General features: G+C 62.7%; 18 protein-coding genes and 4 pseudogenes. 12 read left to right on the forward strand and 10 right to left on the reverse strand.

All coding sequences use genetic code 11. From position 1 onward, the window contains the following. Positions 1 to 103 precede the first annotated feature (103 nt). Genes ACFXS9_RS35675 through ACFXS9_RS35685 form a run of 3 tightly spaced genes read left to right on the forward strand, consistent with a single transcriptional unit; the run spans position 104 to position 1333 of the window. On the forward strand, positions 104 to 778 hold the full coding sequence (locus ACFXS9_RS35675) for a Crp/Fnr family transcriptional regulator (RefSeq protein ID WP_057841362.1): 675 nt from the start codon (positions 104 to 106) through the stop codon (positions 776 to 778). A 46-nt stretch (positions 779 to 824) separates the two neighbouring features. Further along, complete coding sequence (locus ACFXS9_RS35680; protein WP_392697521.1) at positions 825 to 1052, forward strand: hypothetical protein; 228 nt, start codon at positions 825 to 827, stop codon at positions 1050 to 1052. Beyond that, positions 1049 to 1333: a type II toxin-antitoxin system RelE/ParE family toxin gene (locus ACFXS9_RS35685; protein ID WP_392697523.1), complete on the forward strand. Its 285-nt coding sequence runs from the start codon at positions 1049 to 1051 to the stop codon at positions 1331 to 1333. The genes ACFXS9_RS35680 and ACFXS9_RS35685 overlap by 4 nt, the downstream gene beginning before the upstream one ends. A 30-nt stretch (positions 1334 to 1363) precedes the next feature. Here the strand turns inward: ACFXS9_RS35685 and ACFXS9_RS35690 are convergent, their stop codons facing one another. The 4 genes and pseudogenes from ACFXS9_RS35690 to ACFXS9_RS35705 all read right to left on the reverse strand — a co-directional run bounded on the left by ACFXS9_RS35690 (position 1364) and on the right by ACFXS9_RS35705 (position 7882). Next, the gene (locus ACFXS9_RS35690) at positions 1364 to 4510 is read right to left on the reverse strand and encodes an efflux RND transporter permease subunit (protein WP_392697526.1); all 3147 of its coding nucleotides are present in this window, start codon (positions 4508 to 4510) and stop codon (positions 1364 to 1366) included. Continuing rightward, entirely contained in the window at positions 4510 to 5433 is a 924-nt protein-coding gene (locus ACFXS9_RS35695; protein ID WP_392697529.1) for an efflux RND transporter periplasmic adaptor subunit, read from the reverse strand. The genes ACFXS9_RS35690 and ACFXS9_RS35695 overlap by 1 nt, the downstream gene beginning before the upstream one ends. Positions 5434 to 5593: 160 nt before the next feature. Continuing rightward, positions 5594 to 6272: pseudogene (locus ACFXS9_RS35700) on the reverse strand (OmpA family protein). Between the two features lie 148 nt (positions 6273 to 6420). Beyond that, a pseudogene (locus tag ACFXS9_RS35705) lies at positions 6421 to 7882 on the reverse strand (caspase family protein). Positions 7883 to 8378: 496 nt separating this feature from the next. On the opposite strand from ACFXS9_RS35705, the gene ACFXS9_RS35710 reads away from it, so the two are divergent. Genes ACFXS9_RS35710 through ACFXS9_RS35720 form a run of 3 tightly spaced genes read left to right on the forward strand, consistent with a single transcriptional unit; the run spans position 8379 to position 10433 of the window. Continuing rightward, positions 8379 to 9185 carry an N-acyl homoserine lactonase family protein gene (locus tag ACFXS9_RS35710; protein ID WP_392697532.1) on the forward strand — a complete coding sequence of 269 codons (807 nt, stop codon included), beginning with the start codon at positions 8379 to 8381 and terminating at the stop codon, positions 9183 to 9185. 12 nt (positions 9186 to 9197) lie between these two features. Further along, positions 9198 to 10076, forward strand: a complete 879-nt coding sequence (locus ACFXS9_RS35715) for an NAD(P)-dependent oxidoreductase (protein WP_392697535.1) — start codon at positions 9198 to 9200, stop codon at positions 10074 to 10076. Positions 10077 to 10088: 12 nt separating this feature from the next. After that, positions 10089 to 10433, forward strand: coding sequence for a RidA family protein (locus ACFXS9_RS35720; RefSeq protein WP_213290108.1), 345 nt, complete (start codon positions 10089 to 10091; stop codon positions 10431 to 10433). Positions 10434 to 10547: 114 nt separating this feature from the next. Here ACFXS9_RS35720 and ACFXS9_RS35725 read toward each other — a convergent pair whose 3' ends face one another. Then, positions 10548 to 11063: a MarR family winged helix-turn-helix transcriptional regulator gene (locus ACFXS9_RS35725; RefSeq protein ID WP_392697538.1), complete on the reverse strand. Its 516-nt coding sequence runs from the start codon at positions 11061 to 11063 to the stop codon at positions 10548 to 10550. Between the two features lie 196 nt (positions 11064 to 11259). Here ACFXS9_RS35725 and ACFXS9_RS35730 point away from each other — a divergent pair, with 196 nt between their 5' ends. The 5 genes and pseudogenes from ACFXS9_RS35730 to fahA all read left to right on the forward strand — a co-directional run bounded on the left by ACFXS9_RS35730 (position 11260) and on the right by fahA (position 16918). Then, the gene (locus ACFXS9_RS35730; RefSeq protein ID WP_392697541.1) at positions 11260 to 12873 is read left to right on the forward strand and encodes an FAD-dependent oxidoreductase; all 1614 of its coding nucleotides are present in this window, start codon (positions 11260 to 11262) and stop codon (positions 12871 to 12873) included. 9 nt (positions 12874 to 12882) lie between these two features. Continuing rightward, complete coding sequence (locus tag ACFXS9_RS35735) at positions 12883 to 13110, forward strand: DUF2783 domain-containing protein (RefSeq protein WP_392697543.1); 228 nt, start codon at positions 12883 to 12885, stop codon at positions 13108 to 13110. A gap of 33 nt (positions 13111 to 13143) precedes the next feature. Beyond that, entirely contained in the window at positions 13144 to 14100 is a 957-nt protein-coding gene (locus ACFXS9_RS35740; RefSeq protein WP_392697546.1) for an MBL fold metallo-hydrolase, read from the forward strand. Positions 14101 to 14103: 3 nt separating this feature from the next. Beyond that, positions 14104 to 15450: a homogentisate 1,2-dioxygenase gene (gene hmgA, locus ACFXS9_RS35745; protein WP_392697549.1), complete on the forward strand. Its 1347-nt coding sequence runs from the start codon at positions 14104 to 14106 to the stop codon at positions 15448 to 15450. Between the two features lie 198 nt (positions 15451 to 15648). Continuing rightward, positions 15649 to 16918 (forward strand): annotated as a pseudogene (gene fahA, locus ACFXS9_RS35750) (fumarylacetoacetase). Between the two features lie 37 nt (positions 16919 to 16955). Here fahA and ACFXS9_RS35755 read toward each other — a convergent pair. The 3 genes from ACFXS9_RS35755 to ACFXS9_RS35765 form a co-directional block, all read right to left on the reverse strand. Next, entirely contained in the window at positions 16956 to 17132 is a 177-nt protein-coding gene (locus tag ACFXS9_RS35755) for a hypothetical protein (protein WP_392697552.1), read from the reverse strand. 107 nt (positions 17133 to 17239) lie between these two features. Continuing rightward, entirely contained in the window at positions 17240 to 17551 is a 312-nt protein-coding gene (locus ACFXS9_RS35760; protein ID WP_392697555.1) for a DUF1272 domain-containing protein, read from the reverse strand. 84 nt (positions 17552 to 17635) lie between these two features. Then, complete coding sequence (locus ACFXS9_RS35765) at positions 17636 to 18103, reverse strand: Lrp/AsnC family transcriptional regulator (RefSeq protein WP_392697558.1); 468 nt, start codon at positions 18101 to 18103, stop codon at positions 17636 to 17638. A gap of 122 nt (positions 18104 to 18225) precedes the next feature. Between ACFXS9_RS35765 and hppD the strand changes: the two are divergent. Continuing rightward, a pseudogene (gene hppD / locus ACFXS9_RS35770) lies at positions 18226 to 19342 on the forward strand (4-hydroxyphenylpyruvate dioxygenase). 137 nt (positions 19343 to 19479) lie between these two features. Here the strand turns inward: hppD and ACFXS9_RS35775 are convergent. Then, complete coding sequence (locus tag ACFXS9_RS35775) at positions 19480 to 20592, reverse strand: CaiB/BaiF CoA transferase family protein (protein ID WP_392697561.1); 1113 nt, start codon at positions 20590 to 20592, stop codon at positions 19480 to 19482. Between the two features lie 186 nt (positions 20593 to 20778). Next, the gene (locus ACFXS9_RS35780; RefSeq protein WP_392697564.1) at positions 20779 to 21579 is read right to left on the reverse strand and encodes an FAD binding domain-containing protein; all 801 of its coding nucleotides are present in this window, start codon (positions 21577 to 21579) and stop codon (positions 20779 to 20781) included. Positions 21580 to 21584: the final 5 nt, after the last annotated feature.

A 21584-nucleotide genomic window follows, 5' to 3' on the forward strand; every position in this document is an offset into this window, starting at 1 on the left:
TCCGGGGGTACTGCAAAGTTATGTGACTTATGACACACTCGTGGGCAGGGGAATCCTGCTAACGGCGTTCGGGGGCGGTGGAGCCGATCTGGAAGGCGATACAATGACTAAACAGGCCGAATTTGCGGTCATTTTGAAAATGAACCCGATGTTTGCGGATTTGGGCGCCGACGAATTGCAGCGCATCTCCGGCCTTTGCCACACCCAGCAGCTCGGCGTCGGCGAAATGTTGTTCCAGAAGGGCGATCCCGGCGACGCCCTGTACGGCGTCCGCCGCGGCCAGATCCGGATCGAAACCGGCGCCTCCGACGGCAGCCGCCTGACGTTGAATTTCATGGGCTCCGGCGATCTCTTCGGCGAAGTCGCCGTGCTCGACGGCCAGAGCCGCACCGCGGACGCTACTGCCGGCGAGCCATCGGAACTGTTCGTGCTGCGCCGCGAGGATTTCCTCGCCTTCCTGGAGCGCGAACCCAAGGTCGCGATCAAGATCATCACGCTCTTGTGCCAGCGCATCCGCTGGCAGAGCGAACGGATGGAAGAATCCGTGCTGCAGCCACTGCCGGTTCGGCTGGCGCGGAGGCTCTGTGCGCTCGCTTCCGATTTCGGTTCCGAAGTGCACATCTCGCAGGAGCAGCTCGGCGTCTTCGTCGGCGCCGCCCGCGAAAGCGTCAACCGGCAACTGCAGCTCTGGCGCAAGGACGGCATTCTGGACCTGCAGCGCGGGCGGATTTTGCTGCAGAACATGACCAAGCTGACGGCGGTGGCGAGGAACGAGTAGGGTTCCTCGCATCGTCAGACGCTGCGCGCCGTGGTATAATGATCGCATGAACAGAATACTCAAAGAAGTCATCGAGCATGCTGAGACCTGGCCCCTGGAGGATCAGGAGGAGCTTGCCGAATACGCCCGTGAAATCGAGGCACGCAGGACCGGCATCTATACGATGTCCGACGACGAGCGCTCCGCGGTCGGGAAGGGATTGGCTGAAGCCGACCGTGGGGAGTTCGTGTCGGATGAGCTGATTTCAGAAACCGATAAGCGCCACAGCGGATGAAAGTCCGCTACACGCCTGCCGCGTTCTCTGACCGAGAACGAATCTTCGAGTATTTGAGAGAGCGATCCGTGAACGGCGCGAGGAATGTCGCCGCCAGCATTCGTGGCGCGGTAGAACAGCTAAAAGAGCATCCGCACAGCGGTTATCGGACCGACGATCCCGATGTCCGGGTGATATTTGTCGCTCGTTATCCCTACAAGATATTCTATCGTGTGCGAGACGCGGTAGAAATTTTGCACATCCGGCACACATCTCGAAGAGCTTGGAAGAACGATAGATAGTCCGTTGCACTTGAAGCGTGAGTTCCTCTCTCACTCCGCCGCAGGCGACATCGCCGGCGGGCCCTTAGCCGGCGGCTCTTTGTGGTCCGGTCCGTGGCCGGCATCTTCCGTCTCCGCGCTGGAGACGATCAGCTTCTTGCCGAGGCGCCAGCACAGGGCGCCGAAATCGTCCATCACCATGAACATCGCGGGTACGAACACCAGCGACAGGATGGTGGAGAAGATCAGGCCGCCGATCACCGCGAGCGCCATAGGCGAGCGGAATTCGCCGCCGGCGCCGAACGCCAGCGCTGACGGCATCATGCCCGCCGCCATCGCAATCGTCGTCATCACGATCGGGCGCGCGCGCTTCATGCCGGCGTCGATCATGGCGTCTTCGCGCTTCCTGCCCTCGCGGACCGCCGCACTCGCGAATTCGACCAGCATGATGGCATTCTTGGTGACGATGCCCATCAGCATCAGGATGCCGATCCATACCGGCGTGGTGAGCTGCTTGCCGGTCAAGAGCAGGGCGGCGATCGCGCCGCCGATCGAAAGCGGTAGCGAGAACAGGATGGTGATCGGTTGCAGGAAAGTGCCGAACAACAGCACCAGCACCGCATAGACCATCATCAGGCCGGCGGTGATCGCAGTCGCAAAGCCCTCCGACAATTCGTTGAGGCTCTCGGCGTCGCCCGATGGGCTGACCTTCACGCCCTTCGGCAGGCTCTTCATGACCGGAAGATCGTAGATCAACTTGGTGGCGTCGCCGAGGGCTGCAGTGCCGACGAGGTCGGCGGCGACGGTTGCCTGCCGTTCGCGGTCGTAACGGTTGATGCTGGTCGGGCCCTGGTCGAGCTGGATGTCGGCGACGACCGATAGCGGAACGCCGCCGCGTTCGCCGCGCTGACCGAGCGGCACCCGCAGTTGCTGCAGCATCTGCAGGTCGCTGCGTGCACTATCCTCGAGCTGGACGCGGATCGGCACCTGACGGTCGCCGGCGTCGAATTTTGCAAGCGCCGGGCCGACGTCACCGATGGTGGCCACGCGGATTGTCTGCGAGAGGCTTTCGGTGGAGACGCCAAGACGTGCCGCGAGTTCGGCGCGCGGCCGGATGCGAAGCTCGGGGCGGTCGAGCGCGGTTTCCGAGATCACGTTGGCGATGATCGGGATCCGCTTCATCTGCGTCGCCAGCTCGCTGGCGACGTTGTTGACGATGTTGCTATCGGTGCCGGTCACAACAAGCGAAATCGCGCGCAGGCCGTTTTCGTCGAGGAACCAGAAGCGGATATCAGGAACGTTTTCCAGTTCCTGGCCGATCTCGAGTTCGAGCTGACGCTGGGTGATGTTGCGATCGGCCTTCGGCGTGTAGTTGATGATCAGCGCGGCGCGCCGGACTTCCTGCGTCCCCGGCGGTACGCGACCGCCATCGACGAAGATGCTCTTCACCTCGGGACGCTTGCGCAGACGGGCGACGATTTCTTCCGTCACCTTCTCGGTATATGCAAGCTGCGAGCCCGGCGGCAGCTCCATCGCCAGCAGTGAGCGCGCGGTGTCCTGCGCGGGCAGGAAGCCCTGCGGCAGCAGCGTGATGCTCCAGATCGAAGCGGCGAAGACGCCGAAGCCGATCAACACCGTGATGAAGTAGTGCTTCACCGACCAGGTCACGAGTTTGGAGTAGGTCTGCAGGATGCGCCCGGGGGGCGGGTCCTCATGCGGGTGATCCTTGAGGAAGTAGGCCGCGAGCACCGGCGTCACGAAGCGCGCCGCCAGGAGCGAGAAGAACACCTGCACCGACACGGTGATGCCGAACTGCTTGAAGAACTGTCCCGCGATACCGGACATGAAGCTGGCGGGAGCAAAAATCGCAATGATAGTCAGCGAAATCGCGATCACCGCGAGACCGATTTCGTCGGCGGCTTCGAGCGCCGCGCGATAGGGCGACTTGCCCATGCGCATGTGGCGTACGATGTTCTCGATTTCGACGATAGCGTCGTCGACCAGAATGCCCGTCGACAGCGTAATGGCGAGGAAGGAGACGAGGTTCAGCGAGAAGCCAAGCAGGTCCATCGCCCAGAACGCCGGGAAGATCGACAGCGGCAGTGAGATCGCGGCGATAATGGTGGCTCTGATATCGCGCAGGAACAGCAGCACGACGATGACAGCGAGGATCGCGCCTTCGAACAAGGTCGAGATCGCCGCATCGTAATTGCCCTTGGTAAAGTTGACCGAGGTGTCGATCAGCTTCAGGTCGACGTCGGGATAGGCGACCTTCAGCGCGTCGATGCGCTTCTGCACGGCCTCGGCCACCACCACGTCGCTGGCGCCCTTGGAGCGCTTGATGCCGAGCGCCACCACCGGTTCGCCGTTGAAGCGGGCAAAGGTCCGGCGATCGGCAATGGTGTCGGTGACGGTGCCGAGGTCGTCGAGCCGGACTTCGCCGCCGCCGAACAGCGGGATCATCGTGCCGGCGAGATCGTTTAGCGTCTTGGCGCCTGCCAGCGTGCGGATCGCTTGGTCGTTCTTGCCGATTTCGGCTCGGCCGCCGGCGAGGTCGACATTGGTGCCGCGAAGGATCTGGCTGACATTAACGGCGGTGAGCCCCGCCGCCTGCAGCCGGTCGGGATCGAGCGAAACGAGAATTTCGCGCTCGACACCGCCGATGCGCTCGACCTGCGCAACGCCGCGGACGCCCTGCAGCGCGCGCTTGACGACGTCGTCGACGAAATAGGAAAGCTGCTCCGGCGTCTTGCCGGGCGAGATCGCGGCATAGGTGACGATCGGCAGGCCGATCACGTCGACGCGCTGGATCAGCGGCTCGTTGACGTTCTGCGGCAGGTTGGCGCGTACACGGGTGACGGCATCCTTGACGTCGTTCAGCGCGCGATCGGTGTTGGTTTCGAGCGCGAACTGGATCGTCGTCACCGACAGGCCGTCGGTAATCGAGGACGAAATATGCCGCACGCCTTCCACGCCGGATACGCCGTCCTCGATGGTCTTGGTGACCTGCGCTTCCAGTTCGGCGGGAGCAGCGCCGAATTGCGCGACAGCGACCGAAATCACGGGGATGTCGGCGCTCGGCAGCCGCGTCACCGCGAGCTTGGTGAAGCTGACCCAGCCGAGCACCAGGAGAATGATTGAAAAGACGATCGAAGGAAGCGGGTTCCGGATCGACCAAGCCGAGATGTTCAAAGCCATTAGCGTGCCCGCGTGCGCTCGAGTTCGTCGGCGAACATGGTCTTGACCTGGTCGCCGTCATGCAGCGAGGTGCCAGCATCGGCCACGACGGTTTCGCCGACGTCGAGGCCTTCAAGAATTTCGGTTGAGGTTTCGGAGGTCAGGCCGACCCGCACCTTTCGCGTCTCGATGGTGTTGCCCTTCACGACCTGCAGGGTCAGGCGGTCGATGGCGGTGCGCGGGACGGCTACGCCGCAGGAGCGCTTGGCATCGATATTGGCGCGGGCAAACATGCCGACCTTGAGCGAGGGATTGTTGTTCAGCGAAATCCGGACCTTGCCGAGTTGGGTGGTGCGGTCGATCTGCGGCGAGATCTGCCGGACCTTGCCGACGACATCGGGCGCATCGTCACGGCTGATGCGTACCGTCGCACCCGGATTGAGCTTGAGCAGATGAACGCTCGGCACTTCGGCTTCGAGCTCGATTTCATTGTTCACGGAGACACGGAACATCGGGCCGGCCTGCGGCGAAGCCGGCGCGCCGACTGCAGTCCTGACTTCGGTGACGAGACCGGCAGCGGGGGCGCGAAGCGAAATCGGTCCAGACCGGCCTCCCGGGGCTCCCGGCTGTTGTGGCGGCGGGGTGAGGCGCGCCATCTCCTGATTTTCGGTAACCGTATCGCCTTCCTTGACGAACAGATCAGTGACCCTGGAGCCCTCCTGATCGACGCCGATCTGGGCCTCGCGCCGCGGCACGATAAAACCGGTGACGCGCACCATGTCGGAGAAACAGGCATTGGTGGATTTGGTCACGATCACCAACGCCTGGCCCGGCGTTTCCTTTTCTTCCGCGCGCGGACGGTGCTCGAACCAGTAATAGCCGGCGGCGAGAGCGGCAACGAAGGCCACTCCGAGCGCAGGTTTAAGGTATTCGGAGAATTTCATCGCCGGATCAATCCAGACTCAAAGTCAAATCAAGGCAGAGCTCATTTGGTCGGCCGAAGGCCTGCCATGGAGCCCAAAACGAATACGTCCCGCACGGGTGCTGCGGGACGTATTGTAGCCGCAAACTATTGCTCGGCGCCACGCCCTTACTTGCAGGTCCTTATTTGGCTGCGTTCGCCGCCGTGGCCTTGTTTTCCATGTTGACGACCTGAACGCGGCGGTTCACTTCCGCCATCGGCTGGCTCGGATCCTTGAGCTTGCTCTTGCCGTATCCGACGGTGACGAGGTCGGTGCCGTTGATGCCGTATTTGTCGACGAGATAGCGCTTGATCGCGTCGGCGCGGCGCTCGGACAGATCCTGGTTGTAGGCTTCGCCGCCGGCCGCGTCGGTGTGGCCCGCGACCACGAAGGTCGAGCCCCTCAGATCATTGTTGGTGAGCGCGCGGCCGAGCGCCCTGAACCGACGGCAGCGACTTCGCGCTGATGTCGGCCGAGTTGTAGTCGAAATTGATCTCCAGATCGATCTTCGGCTTGTCCTTGACGATGGCGGCGATTTCCTCGCGCTCGGCGGTCGAGAGCGACCGCGTGGAGCGGCCGCGGATCTTCTGGACGAATTTGCTTTCGGCAGAGGCCGCGGTCGGATCGACGGCTTGGTGCGGGCCGACCGAAAGGCCGCGGGTGAGCGGCTTCTTCTCCGGCGCCAGCGCGCGGACGATCTGATCTTCGGTGACGTTCCTCTCCTGCGCGAGGGCAGTTCCCGCACTTAAGCCGATTGCGGCGCCGAGCGCCGCCACCGAGACGATTGCGGTAAGCGTCTTCGTTGCTGAGAAATTTGCCATTGCCAGTCCCCTCCTGCGGGCTTCCCACGCGGTTCTAAGGTCATCCAAATGAGCTGCCGCACCTTGGTTTGCGGCCGGCTGCTTTACTTTAGTCTGGGCGCCCGCCGCAGGGTTCGAGGCGCCGCCAGCCTTCATACCTAAAAAATCGTCACTGCACCCCGTAATCGGCGAATTCCTTGACGATATTGGGGTCCATCGCCTTCGCATTGTTAATATCGAGATCGCCTTCCGAAATCGAGCCGTTGCGCTTCTTGGCAAGACCGCGGCCGTACAGCGACGACGTCAATCTCGGGTTGATCTTGAGCGCGGCGTCGAAATCAGCAATTGCATTCTTGTTCTGGCCGCTTTTCAGGTTAACGAGGCCGCGGCTGTCGAGCGCGTCGACGAAATTCGGCCGTAGCCGCAACGCCTCGTTGCAATCCTTCAGTGCTGCCTGCAGGTCCCCGATCACCGTGCGGGCCCAGCAGCGGTTGTTGTAAGCTTCCACATCCTTCGGATTCAGCCGTAGCGAATTGTTGAAGTCCTTGATGGCGAGCTCATAGGCGCCCTTGCTCGCATAGACCTGTCCGCGCCGGTACAGCGCGGCGGCATCGTCCGGATTGTCGTTGAGCCTGGTGGTCAGGTTCTTGATGGTCGGGTCGTCGGCCAGCGCAACCGCCGTCGGGCTGGGGCTCTCGGTTGGCTTGGCGGGTGGCGGAGGCGGAGGAATCGCGGCTTCAGCCGGCTTCGGCGGCGCCGGAGGAGGCGGTGGCGGTGTAGGCGCGGCCACCTGGGGCGCGGCAGGTGCGGGAGCAGGGGGAGGAGCGGGTGCAGGCGTGGGAGTCGTTGGCGCTGCGGCCACCGGAGCTGGCGGCGGGCTCGCCGGCCGCGGACCGCCGCTGGGAATAAAGGAGAAATCCTCGGCCAACGACGACGAGATCCACGGCACCTGCTCCTGGCGCGAGGCGCGGGTGACGCCGACGCGGGTGCGGTTCAGCGTTTCCTCCGCCATCAAATCGGGGGTGCGGATTTCCTTCAGCAGCTCTTTCACAAACAGGCTGCGGTCGCTGCCGTTGTCGGAAACGACCGACGAGAGCGCGGCCGAATACATCACCAGCGTGCCGTTCGGCGCGATAACCGGCGCAAGGCCAGCGGAAAAGCTGCGGAACCGGCGCTCGAACGGATTGCGCCTGCTGGCGTCGATCAGCGCGATCTTGACGCCCGCGCCGCGGCTGTTGATCTCCCCCCAGCACGGTTTCGAGGCTGAAGCCGTCGCGGCGAACATCGGCCTCGGTCCAGATCTGCGCATCGACGGGGATCATGTAGCTCTGGCGGCTCGACTGCACGCCAAAGCCCGAAAAGAATAGCAGCGCGACTGAGCCGGGCTTGATTTTGCCGTACAGCCGCTCGAAGGCGCGGCGCATCTGCTCGCCGGTCAGGTTCTCGCCGATATCGACATTGAAGCCGTCGCGCTTGAGCTCTTCGGCGATGTCGCGCGCATCATTGATCGGTTCCTTCAGGGGCGCCTCGGCGTCCGGATATTTCGCATTGCCGATCACCAGCGCATACCGTTCGCCGGCTGCGAGCGACGGGGCTACCGACGCGACCGCAAAAATCAGGGAAAGGAGCAATACAAGGGGGTTTTCATATTGACGGCAATCCAGCCAAAATGGCGCCGTTACCAGCTTGCGCCGCGGCGACCTTACTCTACGCACTCCGCATTATCAAACCGCGCGCACAGCCCGTCAACCGCTTGCGATCTCGTCACTAATTGCGACAATAAACAGTGTTGACGGGCGGCAACACCTTAGGCGTGACTTGGTCTGTGCAACCGGTTCCCGATCTGCTCGACCATCCCTTCGTCCGTGCCCGGCTGCGTCCGAATGCGACGGTCATACCCTGCCACCGGGTCTCGCCTTTGGCGAATCCCGCCGCCTATCGAGTCCATCGCTGCTGCTCTGGAGCGGGTCACCTGCGGGTGACGACCACCATGGAAATGTGACCCCTCTCACATAATGCTCTGCAATGCCACGCGGTCGTCATTCGCGCACCGCGTTTGACCTTTGTAGGTGACAATGGCTTGCTGCCGGCACAGGCCAAATTCAGCACAAAAGAAAAGCAACGCCGATGGGAAACGCCTACGAGATCTACGCCCTGCGCTATGCGACGATGTCACCGCGCACCCCCCATTTGAATTTTCTGATCCCCGATCCGCACGAAACCACGGCGCAGGATCTGGACTACTTCGTCTGGCTGATTAGAGGGGGCGGCCGCGACATCCTGGTCGACACCGGCTTCAACGCCGAGGAGGCGAAGGCGCGTTCGCGCAAGCTCACGCTCAATCCGGTCGACGCACTGGCCGATTTCGGCGTTGCCGCCGATACGATTCGCGACGTGATCGTCACCCATCTGCACTACGATCACGCCGGCAATCTCGATCGCTTCCCGAACGCGCGGTTTCATCTGCAGGACCGCGAGATGAGCTACGCGACCGGGCGCTGCATGTGCAACGGCATGTTGCGGCATCCGTTTTCGGTCGAGCACGTCACCACGATGGTGCGCCACGTCTATGGCGAGCGCGTCACTTTCCATTCCGGCGACGGCGAGATCGCCCCCGGCGTGACGGTGCATCGCGTCGGCGGCCATTCCGATGGCCTGCAGGTCGTGCGCGTCGAAACTGCGCGGGGGCCGGTGGTGCTGGCGTCGGACGCTTCGCACTACTACGCCAATTTGCGCAAGCGCAGCCCGTTTCCGATCGTCTACAATGTCGGCGACATGGCGCAGGGCTGGGAAATCGTCGAGCGCCTGGCCGGCCATCCCGACCGTTTCATTCCCGGCCACGATCCGATCGTGAGCGAGATCTACCCGCGCGCCAGCGACAAGGTCGACGCGTTCGCGCTGCACCTGGCGCCGTCGCGCTCTTTCGCGAAATAGCGGACGGTCACGATGCCAGCGTACAACACGATCGGCTTCATCGGCCTCGGCGTGATGGGCGAGCCGATCTGCCGCAATCTCGTGAAGAAGAGCGGTAAGCGCGTGATCGCGTTCGATCTTGCGGCCGATCGGTTGGCGCGGCTGCAGGCCGAAGGCGGGGAGGCCGCAGGCTCCGTCGCCGACATCGTCAGGCAAAGCGATTTGCTGTTCCTCTGCCTGCCCAGCGCCAAGCATGTGCGTGCGGTGTTCGAGGGCGACGGCATCCTGAAGAACATCCGCAGCGGCCAAATCGTCGTCGATCTCGGTACGTCGTCGGTTAGCCAGACCCGTGAGTTTGCCAAGCTGCTGCAGGCCAAGGATGCGTCCTGGGCCGACGCACCGATCGCGCGCACGCGCCAGGCGGCGCAGGACGGCACGCTGAGCGTGATGGTTGGCGCGACGCCCGCGCTTTATGCCGATATCGAGCCACTGATTCGTTGCTTTGCCACTGACGTCACCCATTGCGGCGACGTCGGCTCGGGGCAGGTGACGAAGATCCTCAACAACATGGTACTGTTCGAAACCGTCAACGCGCTCGCCGAGGCGGTCGCTGTCGCGAAGCAGAATGGCGTCGACCCGAAGCTGCTGCTCGATACGCTTTCCAAGGGCTCGGCCGACAGTTTTGCGCTACGCAATCACGGCATGAAGGCGATCGTGCCGGGCAATTTTCCGGAGCGCGCGTTCTCGACCGAATATGCCCTGAAGGATCTTTCCTATGCGCTGGAGCTCGCGGCCGATGCGGGATTGAAAATCCGTGGTGCGGAGCTGGTCGGTACGGTGTTGCAGGAGGCGATCGATGCCGGATCGGGCGATAATTATTTCCCGGTCATCGCGAAACATATTGGCCGCTAATCGGAGATAATCATGATTCAACGCTTTGCCGGGCTTACACCAACCCGCAGCCGCGCCGTCGCGCACGACGATCTGGTGTTCACGGTGGCTGTCGCGCCCGACCCCGTTACCCCGTCGATGTACGAGCAGAGCGTAAAGGCGCTCGCCCGGATCGACGAAAGCCTCGCGCTGTGCGGCACGGACAAGAGCAAGATTCTCTCGGCTATCGTCTACATCACCGATATCAAGCGGAAGGGCGAGATGAATCGCGCCTGGGACGAATGGGTCGATACCAAAAATCCGCCAATGCGCGCCTGCATCGGCGTCGATCTTGAGCCGCCTCATATCGTGGAAATCGTAGTGACGGCCGTGAAGTGAGCGGCAGATATCTCCCCGTCATTGCGAGGAGCGCAGCGACGAAGCAATCCATTTCTCCACTTGCGGCATGATGGATTGCTTCGCTTCGCTCGCAATGACGTGGAGAGGGCGGTTTCAATACGCTTCCTTCGCGTCAGCCTCTTCGCTGGTCTGTACCAGGTCGAGGCTCGCCTCGATCTTCCCCAGCAGCCGCGCGAAATCCTTGCGCTCCTGCGCGGAAAGACAGGAGAGAATCTCCTGTTCCCTGCGCAGCAGCCGTGGGATCAATTCCTCGTAAAGCGCTTCGCCCTTGTGCGTCAGACGCAGGCGGAATTCGCGGCGGTCGTCCTCGTTCTCGACGCGCTCGACGATCTGCCGCTTCATCAGCGAGGTGACCGCGCGGCTGATGGTGGATTTGTGGGTGCGGGTGCAGTGGGCGATGTATTGCGCGCTGCAGGCATCGTGGCGGAAGCCGAGCGTCGCCAGCACGCGCCATTCCGGAATATCGAGCCCATAGCGCGCCGCATACTCGGCCGACAGTGCGGAACTGACTTCCGCCGCCAGCCGGTTGAGCCGGAACGGCACAAACTTGAAGAGGTCCAGTCGCGCGGCCCTTTTCGGCGCGCTCTCTTCCCGCGGACCGGCCGCCATTTCGCCTGACATCGCTTTTGGCAAGAATCGCCTCGATTTGAGTTGACGCCGGACCCGGCCGGGGGTTTAAGATAGTTGCATGTGAGACTAATTAGCAGGGTTGCAGGCCGCTAGCCAGCGTTTTCGAGCGAAGTGGATACCGGTTCGCGTCAAGAAAACGCGTCAAAACAAGATCTCTAGTCACGGGTTGACCCGCATGGCGCTGACTAAGACCCAATTCGGCTACCGTCGCCACTCCGACCAGGATCGGGCGGGTGCGAACGTGGCCGAGCACCCGATCGTCGTTGTGGGCGCAGGTCCAGTGGGGCTGTCGCTGGCGATCGATCTGGCGCAGCGCGGGCAAGCGGTCGTGCTGCTCGACGACGCTGACCGGATCGGCGAGGGCTCGCGGGCGATCTGCTTCTCCAAACGCTCGCTCGAATTCTGGGACCGGCTCGGCATCGGCCAGCGCATGGTCGACAAGGGCGTGGTGTGGAGCGTCGGCAGGATCTTTCACGGCGACTCCCAGCTCTATCAATTCAATTTGCTGCCCGAGGAGGGTCACAAGCGGCCGGCCTTCATCAACCTGCAGCAATTCTACGCGGAAGCCTATCTGGTCGATCGTGTTGAGGAACTCCCCGAGATCGACCTGCGCTGGCGCAACAAGGTGACAGGGCTCGAGCCGCACAACGACCATGTGGTGCTGACGATCCAGACGCCGGACGGCCCCTATCGGCTGGCGGCGCAATACGTGGTCGCCTGCGACGGTGCCCGATCCTCGCTGCGGCAAATGGTGGGGGCGGAGTTCGCGGGCCAGGTGTTCGAAGACCAGTTCCTGATCGCCGACGTCAAGATGACCGCGGCATTTCCAACCGAGCGCTGGTTCTGGTTCGATCCGCCGTTCCACGCTGGGCGCTCCGCGCTCCTGCACAAGCAGCCCGATGATATCTGGCGGATCGACCTGCAGCTCAGCCGGGATGCCGATCCGGCCGTTGAAAAGCTGCCGGAGAACGTGCGGCCACGCATCGCCCGCATGCTCGGTCACGACAAATTCGATTTCGAATGGATCTCGCTGTACAAATTCCAGTGCCGGCGCATGAACAAGTTCATCCATGGCCGTGTGATCTTTGCCGGCGATGCGGCCCATCAGGTCTCGCCGTTCGGCGCCCGCGGCGCCAATTCCGGGCTCGAGGACGCCGAGAATCTGGCATGGAAACTCGATCGCGTGCTGCGGGATATCTCGCCCGAGGCGCTGCTCGATAGCTACCACATCGAGCGCAGCGCCGCGGCCGACGAGAACATCCGCGAATCCACTCGCTCGACCGATTTCATGGCGCCCAACTCGCACCAGGAGGCGCGGCTGCGCAAGGCGGTGCTATCGCTCGCCAGGGAAACCGAGTTCGGCAAGCGTATGGTGAATGCGGGGCGTCTCTCGACACCCTCGACCTACGAAACGCCGCTTTCGACCGCCGATAGCGATTCCTGGCGCGGCGGCCCGCGTCCCGGCGCCTCGATGCCGGATGCGCCCGTTGCAGGCCGGAGCGGCGAACCGATGTATCTCACCGATGCTTTCATCGGGGCGGGAACGGGGTTCACGCTGCTGGAGTTTAGCAATGGTGCTGCGCCGGAGTTGCCGGAACGATTGGGCACTATCCGGGTCGGCGGCAAGGGTGGCCTTGCCGATTCTGGAGGTCTTGCCGCCAGTCGCTACAACGCCGAGCCCGGCACGGCCTATCTGCTGCGTCCCGATGGCTACGTCGCGGCGCGCTTTCGGCATCCGACCCGGGCGGCACTCGACGCCGCGCTCGCGCGTGCCGCCGGCCACAACTGAGGTTTCGTCATGGCGCTATCGACCAGTTCGAACTTTGCCAAGCCTGATGACGCATTTCGCGCCATCGTCGAGGCACATCGTGGACTGAACGACGAGCAAAGCGCCGATCTCGATGCGGCGCTGGTTCTCATCCTCGCCAATCACATCGGCGATCTCGATGTGCTGAAGGAGGCGATTGCGCTCGCCGCTCGGCGGATGCTCGATGCGAGCCACCAGCAACAGCAACAGCAACAATAATTCACGTCTTAAACGAAGTCAGGAATCGAATTGATGGCTAAAGGTTTCGCGTCCACCACCGATCTCGCGGAAAAGAAGATCACCTTCTCCGAAATCGGCACTGATCTCTACGCGTTCACCGCCGAGGGCGATCCGAACTCCGCGATCATCGTTGGCGACGATGGCTGCCTGGTGTTCGACGCGCAGGCGACACCGGCGATGGCGAACAAGGTGATCGAGCGCGTGCGCACCGTCACCGACAAGCCGATCAAATATGTCGTGCTGTCGCATTACCACGCCGTGCGCGTGCTCGGCGCGTCCGCCTACAAGGCGCAGGGCATCGTGTCGTCGGCCGAAACCTACCGGTTGATCGAGGAGCGCGGCCAGCAGGATTGGGATTCCGAATATGGCCGTTTCCCGCGCCTGTTCCAGGATGCAGAGAGTATTCCCGGCCTGACCTGGCCGACGCTGACGTTTGAAGGTGAGATGTCGATCTATCTCGGCAAGCGCGAGGTGCGGCTGATGCAACTCGGCGCCGGCCATACGTCCGGCGACATCGTGGCCTGGGTGCCGGATGCCGAAGTGATGTTCTCCGGCGATCTCATCGAATATCACTCGGCCTGCTATTGCGGCGATGCGCATTTGCGCGAATGGCCGATGACGCTGAATGAAATCCGCGCCTTCAATCCGAAGGCGATCGCGCCGGGCCGCGGCAACGCACTGAAGGGACTTTCGACCGGGCGCGACGCGATCGCGATGACGCGCGACTTCGTCACGACGCTCTATGGCGCCGCGGAAAGCTCGGTTGCCAAGGGCCGCACGCTGAAAGAGACATTTGCCGCGACGCGCGAGGTGATGGATCCAAAATTTTCCAACTTCGCCATTTACGAGCACTGCCTGCCGTTCAACGTCTCGCGCGCGTTCGACGAGGCTTCGGGAATAGACGATCCCGTGATCTGGACCGACAAGCGCGACCAGGAAATGTGGGCCGCCCTGCAAGGAGGAGGATAGACCATGAATATCAATGCCTCGCCTGATCAGATCGCTCGCAGCAGCGCACAACTGACGCCGGGCTATATGTCCGGTTTCGGCAACAGTTTTGAAACGGAAGCCTTGCCCGGCGCGCTGCCGATGGGCCGCAATTCGCCGCAGCGCTGCGCCTATGGGCTCTACGCCGAACAGCTCTCAGGCTCGCCGTTCACCGCGCCACGCGGCAGCAATGAGCGCTCCTGGCTCTATCGCATCCGCCCGTCGGTGAAGCATTCGGGCCGCTTTGCGAAAGTTGATGCCGGGCTGTGGCGCACCGCGCCGTGCCACGAATATGACTTGCCGATCTCGCAACTGCGCTGGGATCCGGCGCCGATCCCAAAGGAAGACAAGACGTTCCTGCAGGGCGTTCAGACCATGACGACGGCGGGCGACGCCAATACGCAAGGAGGCATGGCCGCGCACGTCTATCTCATCACGAAGTCAATGGTCGATCAGCACTTCTACAATGCCGATGGCGAGATGATGTTCGTCGCCCAGCAGGGCAACCTGCGCCTCGTTACTGAATTCGGCCGCATCGATATCGAGCCGGGCGAGATTGCGGTGATCCCGCGCGGCGTGAAATTCCGGGTGGAGATTCCGAATGGACCCGCGCGCGGCTATATCTGCGAGAATTACGGCGGCGCCTTCACGCTGCCGGAGCGCGGGCCGATCGGCGCCAACTGCCTCGCCAACTCGCGCGACTTCCTGACGCCGGTGGCCAGCTATGAGGACAAGGACACGCCGACGGAACTGTACGTGAAATGGGGCGGCTCGCTGTTCAAGACGACGCTGCCGCATTCGCCGACCGACGTTGTGGCGTGGCACGGCAATTACGCGCCCTACAAATACGATCTGCGCACCTTCTCGCCGGTCGGCGCCATCGGCTTCGACCATCCCGATCCCTCGATCTTCACGGTGCTGACCTCGCCGTCCGAAACGGCGGGTACCGCGAATATCGACTTCGTGATTTTCCCGGAGCGCTGGGCGGTCGCCGAAAACACTTTCCGGCCGCCCTGGTATCACATGAACATCATGAGTGAGTTCATGGGGCTGATCTACGGCGTCTACGACGCCAAGCCGCAGGGTTTTGTTCCGGGCGGCATCTCGCTGCACAATATGATGCTGCCGCACGGCCCGGACCGCGAGGCCTTCGATCACGCCAGCAACAGCGAGTTGAAGCCGGTGAAGCTGACCGGCACCATGGCCTTCATGTTCGAGACGCGCTTTCCGCAGCGGGTGACCCAGCACGCGGCGACGTCGGCGACGCTGCAGGACGACTACGCCGATTGCTGGAAGGGACTTGAGAAGCGGTTCGATCCGAACAAGCCGTGATCTTACCCTCCCCTGGAGGGGGAGGGTCGCTACGCATGCAGCGAAGCGGAGTGCGTAGCGGGGTGGGGTGATCTCTCCACTCGGGCACCGTCGGATATGGAGAGACCGTCACCCCACCCCGCCGCTCATTTCATGAGCGTCGACCCTCCCCCTCCAGGGAGGGTGAAAGAACCAGCCTTAGCGATATTCGGGAAAGCCATGCCCCACCCCAACGATCCCAAACTCCGCTCCTTCATCGACGTCGCGCCCACTTCCCATTTCCCGATTCAGAATCTCCCCTATGGCGTGTTCTCCGCCAAGGACGGGCTCGCCCCGCGCGTCGGCGTCGCGATCGGCGATTACGTGCTCGATCTCTGGCAGCTCGCGCAGGACTGCCGCTTTGATCTGGTCGAGCCGGCGGTATTCGCCGCGCCGCAGCTTAATGCGTTCATGGCGCTGGGGCCGAAGGTCTGGTCGAGCACGCGGGCGCGGATCAGTGAGCTTTTGCGGCACGATCATCCCGAACTCCGCGACAACGAAGCCTTGCGCAACGCGCGCTGGTGCCGATGGCGGACGTGAAGCTGCATCTGCCGTTCGCGGTCTCCGGCTACACCGATTTCTATTCGTCAAGGAGCACGCCACCAATGTCGGCGTGATGTTCCGCGGCAAGGACAATGCGCTGCAGCCGAACTGGCTGCACATGCCGATCGGCTATAACGGCCGCGCCTCCACGGTTGTCGTCAGCGGCACGCCGGTACGCCGGCCGCGCGGCCAATTGAAGCCGCCGACGGCCGACATGCCGAGTTTCGGCCCCTGCAAGCGGCTCGATTTCGAGTTGGAAATGGGCGTGGTGGTCGGCCAGCCATCGGTGATGGGCGAAATGCTCACCGAGAAGCAGGCCGAAGAGATGATCTTCGGCTTCGTCATCCTCAACGACTGGAGCGCTCGCGACATCCAGCAGTGGGAATACGTGCCGCTCGGGCCGTTCCAGGCCAAGGTGTTCGCGACCTCGATCAGCCCGTGGGTGGTGACGCGCGAGGCGCTGGAGCCATTTCGATTGCACGGTCCTGTGCAGGATCCGAAGCCGCTGCCGTACTTGCAGCAGACGCAGCCGAACAATTACGACATGGCGCTGGAGGTGGACTTGCGCGCCGCGCCGATGAACGCGCCGAAAAATATCAGCCGCACCAATTTCAAATACATGTACTGGTCGTCGGTGCAGCAGCTCGTGCACCATGCGTCTTCAGGCTGTGCCATGAATGTCGGCGATCTCTTAGGCTCCGGCACCATCTCCGGTCCCGAGAAGGACCAGCGCGGCAGCCTGTTGGAGATAAGCTGGAACGGCACCGAGCCGGTCGAGCTGGCCGACGGCGTGAAGCGATCGTTCCTGGAAGATGGCGACTCGCTCGTGATGCGCGGCTGGTGCCAGGGCAACGGCTATCGCGTCGGTTTTGGCGAAGTCGAGGGGACGATCCTACCGGCGGAATAGATTTCCGGCCACTCAATAGGCAGTCCCTTCTCTGCGACTATAAATCCAGGCCAGCTTTATCCAGCTCATCTCTCATTCGAGCTGAAAAATCGACAATCTGCTGCTTGTCGAAACCGCAATACGTCGGGAGAGATTTCTCGGGGACATTCTGCGATAGCGCTGCGCCGCACCGAACGATGTACCTAAGCTCTTCCGGCGTTACTTCAATTTGCATCTCTAGCCTCAATTGGTCATTCCGGGGCGATGCGAAGCATCGAACCCGGAATCTCGAGATTCCGGGTCAGGTCCTTCGGACCATCCCGGAATGACGGCATTGATGGTTCAGCGCTCCTCGGGCCGGATATCCTTCAGCCGCGCTGAATGCGCCGCGACATCTTCCACGCTGTACTTCAAATGCACTCGCTTGTCCGACGGCGGGTGCTTGACCACGCACACGCCCGGCCGTCGCTCGGTCGCGGGCCGGATCGGCCGCCGCTCAAAACCGCCGCCGCAGTTCGGGCAGACGTTGTGCAGCTTGGTCTCGACGCAATCCGCGCAGAACGTGCATTCGTAGGAACAGATCCGCGCGTCCGTCGCATTCGGCGGCAGGTCCTTGTCGCAATATTCGCAGTTCGGGCGGAGTTGCAGTGCCATGGCGGTCTCGTGAGGTGATTCATGGTGAATGATCGCAAATCCGCTGGAAAACGCGAATGACGAATTTCCCTCGAATTGCGCCATCTAGGCTTTCAACGGCAGCCTCGCGCTCTCCTTCAGCCGGTCCAGCACGACCGACGAGCGGACATGCGCGACACTCTGGTGCGGCATCAGCACGTTGTTGACGAGATCCGAGAGGTCCTTGAGGTCGCGCAGCACCACTTTCAGCACATAGTCGGCGTCGCCCGTGAGCGAATAGGCCTCCTGGATGTCGTCGACGCGGTTGACCAGTTCGCGGAATTTCTTGGCGTTGTCGGGCGAATGCGTCGCCAGCGTAATGTGAATGAAGGCGATGAGGTTGAAGCCGAGCGCCTCGCCGGCGAGGTCGGCGTGGTAGCCGGCGATGACCTTTTCCTCCTCGAGCCGCATCCGCCGCCGCGAGCATTGCGAGGCGGACAGGCCGACGAGGTCGGCCAGTTGCTGGTTGGTCAGCCGGCCGTCGTCCTGCAGCGCGGCCAGCATTTTGAGGTCGAAGGCATCCACGGGGATCATGCGTCAATTGCCGGTTTCGTGCACGAATTGTGCGAGATGATAGCCTAACGCCCCTCGGTTTGCATGCACTTTGCGCCCGCTTCGCCCGATATTGATCTAGATCAATTTACGGGAGTTTAGCCATGGGTCCGTTTCCGCACGACGCGCCGGCCGCCACCATCAGCGCCGACAATCCGATGGGCACCGACGGTTTCGAGTTCGTCGAATATGCGCATCCGAACCCGGAAGAGCTGCACGCGCTGTTCAAGCTGATGGGCTATGCGCCTGTCGCCCGCCACAAGACCAAGAAGATCACGGTCTATCGTCAGGGTGACATCAATTATCTCGTCAACGAGGAGCCGGGCAGCCATGGCCACGGCTTCGTCGCGGCGCATGGGCCTTGCGCGCCGTCGATGGCGTTCCGCGTGGTCGACGCCAAGCAGGCCTACGAGCGGGCGCTCTCGCTCGGCGCGGAGCCGGCTGATGTTTCGTCTGCTCAGAAGACGCTCGACGTCCCCGCCATCAAGGGCATCGGCGGCAGCCTGCTCTATTTCACCGATCGTTACGGCGCCAAGGGATCGGCCTATGATCTCGAGTTCGAATGGCTAGGCGCGCACGATCCTCGGCCCGCCGGCGCCGGGCTCTATTACATCGATCACCTCACCCACAACGTCCATCGCGGCCGCATGGACGTCTGGACCGGCTTCTACGAAAAACTGTTCAACTTCCGCCAGATTCGCTTCTTCGACATCGAGGGCCGCGCGTCCGGCCTGTTCTCGCGTGCGCTGACCAGCCCGGACGGCAAGATCCGGATCCCGATCAACGAGGATGCCGGCGACTCCGGACAGATCGAGGAATATCTCAACATCTATCGCGGCGAAGGCATCCAGCACATCGCCTGCGGCGCGCGGGACATTTACCGCACCGTCGAGACGCTGCGCGAGGCCGGATTACCGTTCATGCCGTCACCGCCGGATACCTATTTCGAGAAGATCGACACACGCCTGCCGCAGCACGGTGAGGACGTCGGACGCCTGCAGCGCGACGGCATTCTCATCGACGGTGAGGGCGTGGTCGATGGTGGCCACCAAGGTGCTCTTACAGATTTTCTCTGCGAACGCGATCGGACCGATTTTCTTCGAGTTCATCCAGCGCAAGGGCGATGACGGCTTTGGTGAGGGCAACTTCAAGGCGCTGTTCGAGTCGATCGAGGAGGATCAGATCCGGCGAGGCGTGTTGAAGGTGGGGAATGCGGCGTAAGCTATCGTCGTCCCGGCCTTGAGCCGGGACCCATACGCCGTGTCGCTTGTGTTGAGAGCCGCTGTTCGACGGCTCTCGCCCAACAACCAAATCCTGTGGTTATGGGTCCCGCGTGCGCGGGGACGACGAAGGAGAGTTTATCTTCCCGCCTTCCACGCATCAGTCAGTTCAGCGATATCGGCCTTCTCCGCATCCCGGATCGCCGACGGCGTGCGCGAGAAGCGTGGCGCGGGCGCCGGCTGCGTCACGCCGTGACGCTCGACGAAAATCTTTCGCGCCGCCATGTGGGGATGCTTTGGCGCTTCCGCCATGGTCAGGATTGGCGCGAAGCAGATGTCGGTGCCTTCCATAATCTTGCACCAGTCCTCGCGCGTCTTGCTCTTGAAGACCTTGGTGAGCTTTTCCTTCAGTGCCGGCCAGGCCTTGCGGTCCATCTGGGCGTCGAAATCGGCGTCGGTGAGGCCGGCATGCTGGCGCAGCAGCGCGTAGAACTGGGGTTCGATCGAGCCGATCGAAATGAAGTTGCCGCAGGAACATTCATAGATGCCGTAGAAATGCGCGCCGCCGTCGAGAAAATTCTGCTCGCGCCCTTCCACCCAGCGGCCGATCGCGGTCATGTCGAAGAACATCGACATCAGCGACGCCGCGCCGTCGCACATCGCTGCATCCACCACCTGGCCCTTGCCGGACTTCGACGCTTCCAATAGCGCCGCCAGCACGCCGACCACGAGATAGAGCGCGCCGCCGCCGAAATCGCCGACCAGGTTGAGCGGCGGCACCGGCTTCTCTTTGGTGCCGATCGCCGCAAGCGCGCCGGTGACCGAGATGTAGTTGATGTCATGGCCGGCCGCGTGCGCCAGCGGGCCTTCCTGGCCCCAGCCGGTCATCCGGCCGAACACCAGCCGCGGGTTGCGCGCCATCACCACATCGGGTCCGAGGCCCAGCCGCTCCATCACGCCGGGGCGAAAGCCTTCGATCAGCGCGTCGGCATGGCTAAGCAGATCGAGCACCTGCGCGACCGCGGCCTTGTCCTTGAGGTCGAGCTCGACCACTTTCCGGCCGCGCCCCGCCACCGACTTCAAATTTTTCTTCGCGTCGACGCGATCGAGTGTCACGACTTCCGCGCCCATATCAGCCAGCATCATGCAGGCGAACGGGCCCGGGCCGATGCCGGCGAATTCGACGATGCGGAAGCCTGTGAGCGGGCCGGAGGTGCGGGTGGCGGATTGGGTGGCTGGTTGATCGAGCACGTTGTTTTCTCTCCCAAGGGAACGTCGAAGGGAAACTCTTAATTAGTTGATTAATTAGTTGATTAGCTAAATTGTCCCGCCGAAGCGAGGCCCTGGCAAGCTTCTTCTGCCGAGAATCGAGCCAAAATGCGAAAGCGGCGCGCATCGCTGCGCGCCGCTCATGTCAAAGTCGCGTCCAGGCGCTGATCAGCCGGCGGCGGTCACCGCGCGCTGCGCCATCACCTTGATCAGGTTGGCGCGATAGTCCGAGGTGCCGTGAATGTCGTTCATCAGGCCGTCGGCGGAAATCGTGACGTTATCGAGCGCGGCGGCGGACCAGTTGGCCTTCAGCGCGGCCTCGATCGCGGGCACCCGCATCACGCCATCTTGCGATGCGCCGGTGGCCGCGACGCGGACGTCACCTGCCGGGGTCTTGGCGACGAACACGCCGGTCAGGGCGAAGCGCGACGCGGGATGGTTGAACTTGGAATATCCCGCTTTGGCCTGAACCGGGAACGACACCGCGGTGATGATTTCGCCGTCCTCAAGCGCCGTCGTGAACAGGCCCTTGAAGAAATCATCCGCCGATATCGAACGCTTGTTGGTTTTCACGGTGGCGCCGAGCGCCAGCACCGCCGCCGGATAGTCGGCCGCGGGATCGTTGTTGGCGAGCGAGCCGCCGATGGTGCCGCGATGCCGCACCGCCGGGTCGCCGATCAGCGAGGCGAGGTAAGCCAGCGCCGGGATAGCCTTCTGCACCGTTTCGCTCGAGGCCACGTCGTGATGGGTCGTGGCCGCCTTGATCATGATTCCGTCACCGGTTGGCTCGATGCCGACCAGCTCCTTGATCTTGCCGAGATCGATGACGTCGGACGGCGAGGCCAGCCGTTGCTTCATCACCGGAATCAGCGTGTGGCCGCCGGCCAGATATTTCGAGTCCGAGCCCTTGGCGAACAGGCTTGCTGCTTCGTCGACCGAAGAGGGGCGGTGATAGGTTGTCTGGTACATGATGC

The sequence above is a fragment of the Bradyrhizobium sp. RDI18 genome, assembly GCF_043203335.1.
Classification (GTDB): domain Bacteria; phylum Pseudomonadota; class Alphaproteobacteria; order Rhizobiales; family Xanthobacteraceae; genus Bradyrhizobium; species Bradyrhizobium retamae.

Bases quoted from the DNA above. Each gene is read 5' to 3' on its own strand.
- hmgA (WP_392697549.1), top strand. From the start codon at position 14,104: ATGAATATCAATGCCTCGCCTGATCAGATCGCTCGCAGCAGCGCACAA.
- ACFXS9_RS35695 (WP_392697529.1), bottom strand. From the start codon at position 5,433: ATGAAATTCTCCGAATACCTTAAACCTGCGCTCGGAGTGGCCTTCGTT.
- ACFXS9_RS35675 (WP_057841362.1), top strand. From the start codon at position 104: ATGACTAAACAGGCCGAATTTGCGGTCATTTTGAAAATGAACCCGATG.
- ACFXS9_RS35755 (WP_392697552.1), bottom strand. From the start codon at position 17,132: ATGCAAATTGAAGTAACGCCGGAAGAGCTTAGGTACATCGTTCGGTGC.
- ACFXS9_RS35760 (WP_392697555.1), bottom strand. From the start codon at position 17,551: ATGGCACTGCAACTCCGCCCGAACTGCGAATATTGCGACAAGGACCTG.
- ACFXS9_RS35725 (WP_392697538.1), bottom strand. From the start codon at position 11,063: ATGGCGGCCGGTCCGCGGGAAGAGAGCGCGCCGAAAAGGGCCGCGCGA.
- ACFXS9_RS35690 (WP_392697526.1), bottom strand. From the start codon at position 4,510: ATGGCTTTGAACATCTCGGCTTGGTCGATCCGGAACCCGCTTCCTTCG.
- ACFXS9_RS35680 (WP_392697521.1), top strand. From the start codon at position 825: ATGAACAGAATACTCAAAGAAGTCATCGAGCATGCTGAGACCTGGCCC.
- ACFXS9_RS35710 (WP_392697532.1), top strand. From the start codon at position 8,379: ATGGGAAACGCCTACGAGATCTACGCCCTGCGCTATGCGACGATGTCA.
- ACFXS9_RS35715 (WP_392697535.1), top strand. From the start codon at position 9,198: ATGCCAGCGTACAACACGATCGGCTTCATCGGCCTCGGCGTGATGGGC.
- ACFXS9_RS35780 (WP_392697564.1), bottom strand. From the start codon at position 21,579: ATGTACCAGACAACCTATCACCGCCCCTCTTCGGTCGACGAAGCAGCA.
- ACFXS9_RS35685 (WP_392697523.1), top strand. From the start codon at position 1,049: ATGAAAGTCCGCTACACGCCTGCCGCGTTCTCTGACCGAGAACGAATC.
- ACFXS9_RS35720 (WP_213290108.1), top strand. From the start codon at position 10,089: ATGATTCAACGCTTTGCCGGGCTTACACCAACCCGCAGCCGCGCCGTC.
- ACFXS9_RS35730 (WP_392697541.1), top strand. From the start codon at position 11,260: ATGGCGCTGACTAAGACCCAATTCGGCTACCGTCGCCACTCCGACCAG.
- ACFXS9_RS35740 (WP_392697546.1), top strand. From the start codon at position 13,144: ATGGCTAAAGGTTTCGCGTCCACCACCGATCTCGCGGAAAAGAAGATC.
- ACFXS9_RS35735 (WP_392697543.1), top strand. From the start codon at position 12,883: ATGGCGCTATCGACCAGTTCGAACTTTGCCAAGCCTGATGACGCATTT.
- ACFXS9_RS35765 (WP_392697558.1), bottom strand. From the start codon at position 18,103: ATGATCCCCGTGGATGCCTTCGACCTCAAAATGCTGGCCGCGCTGCAG.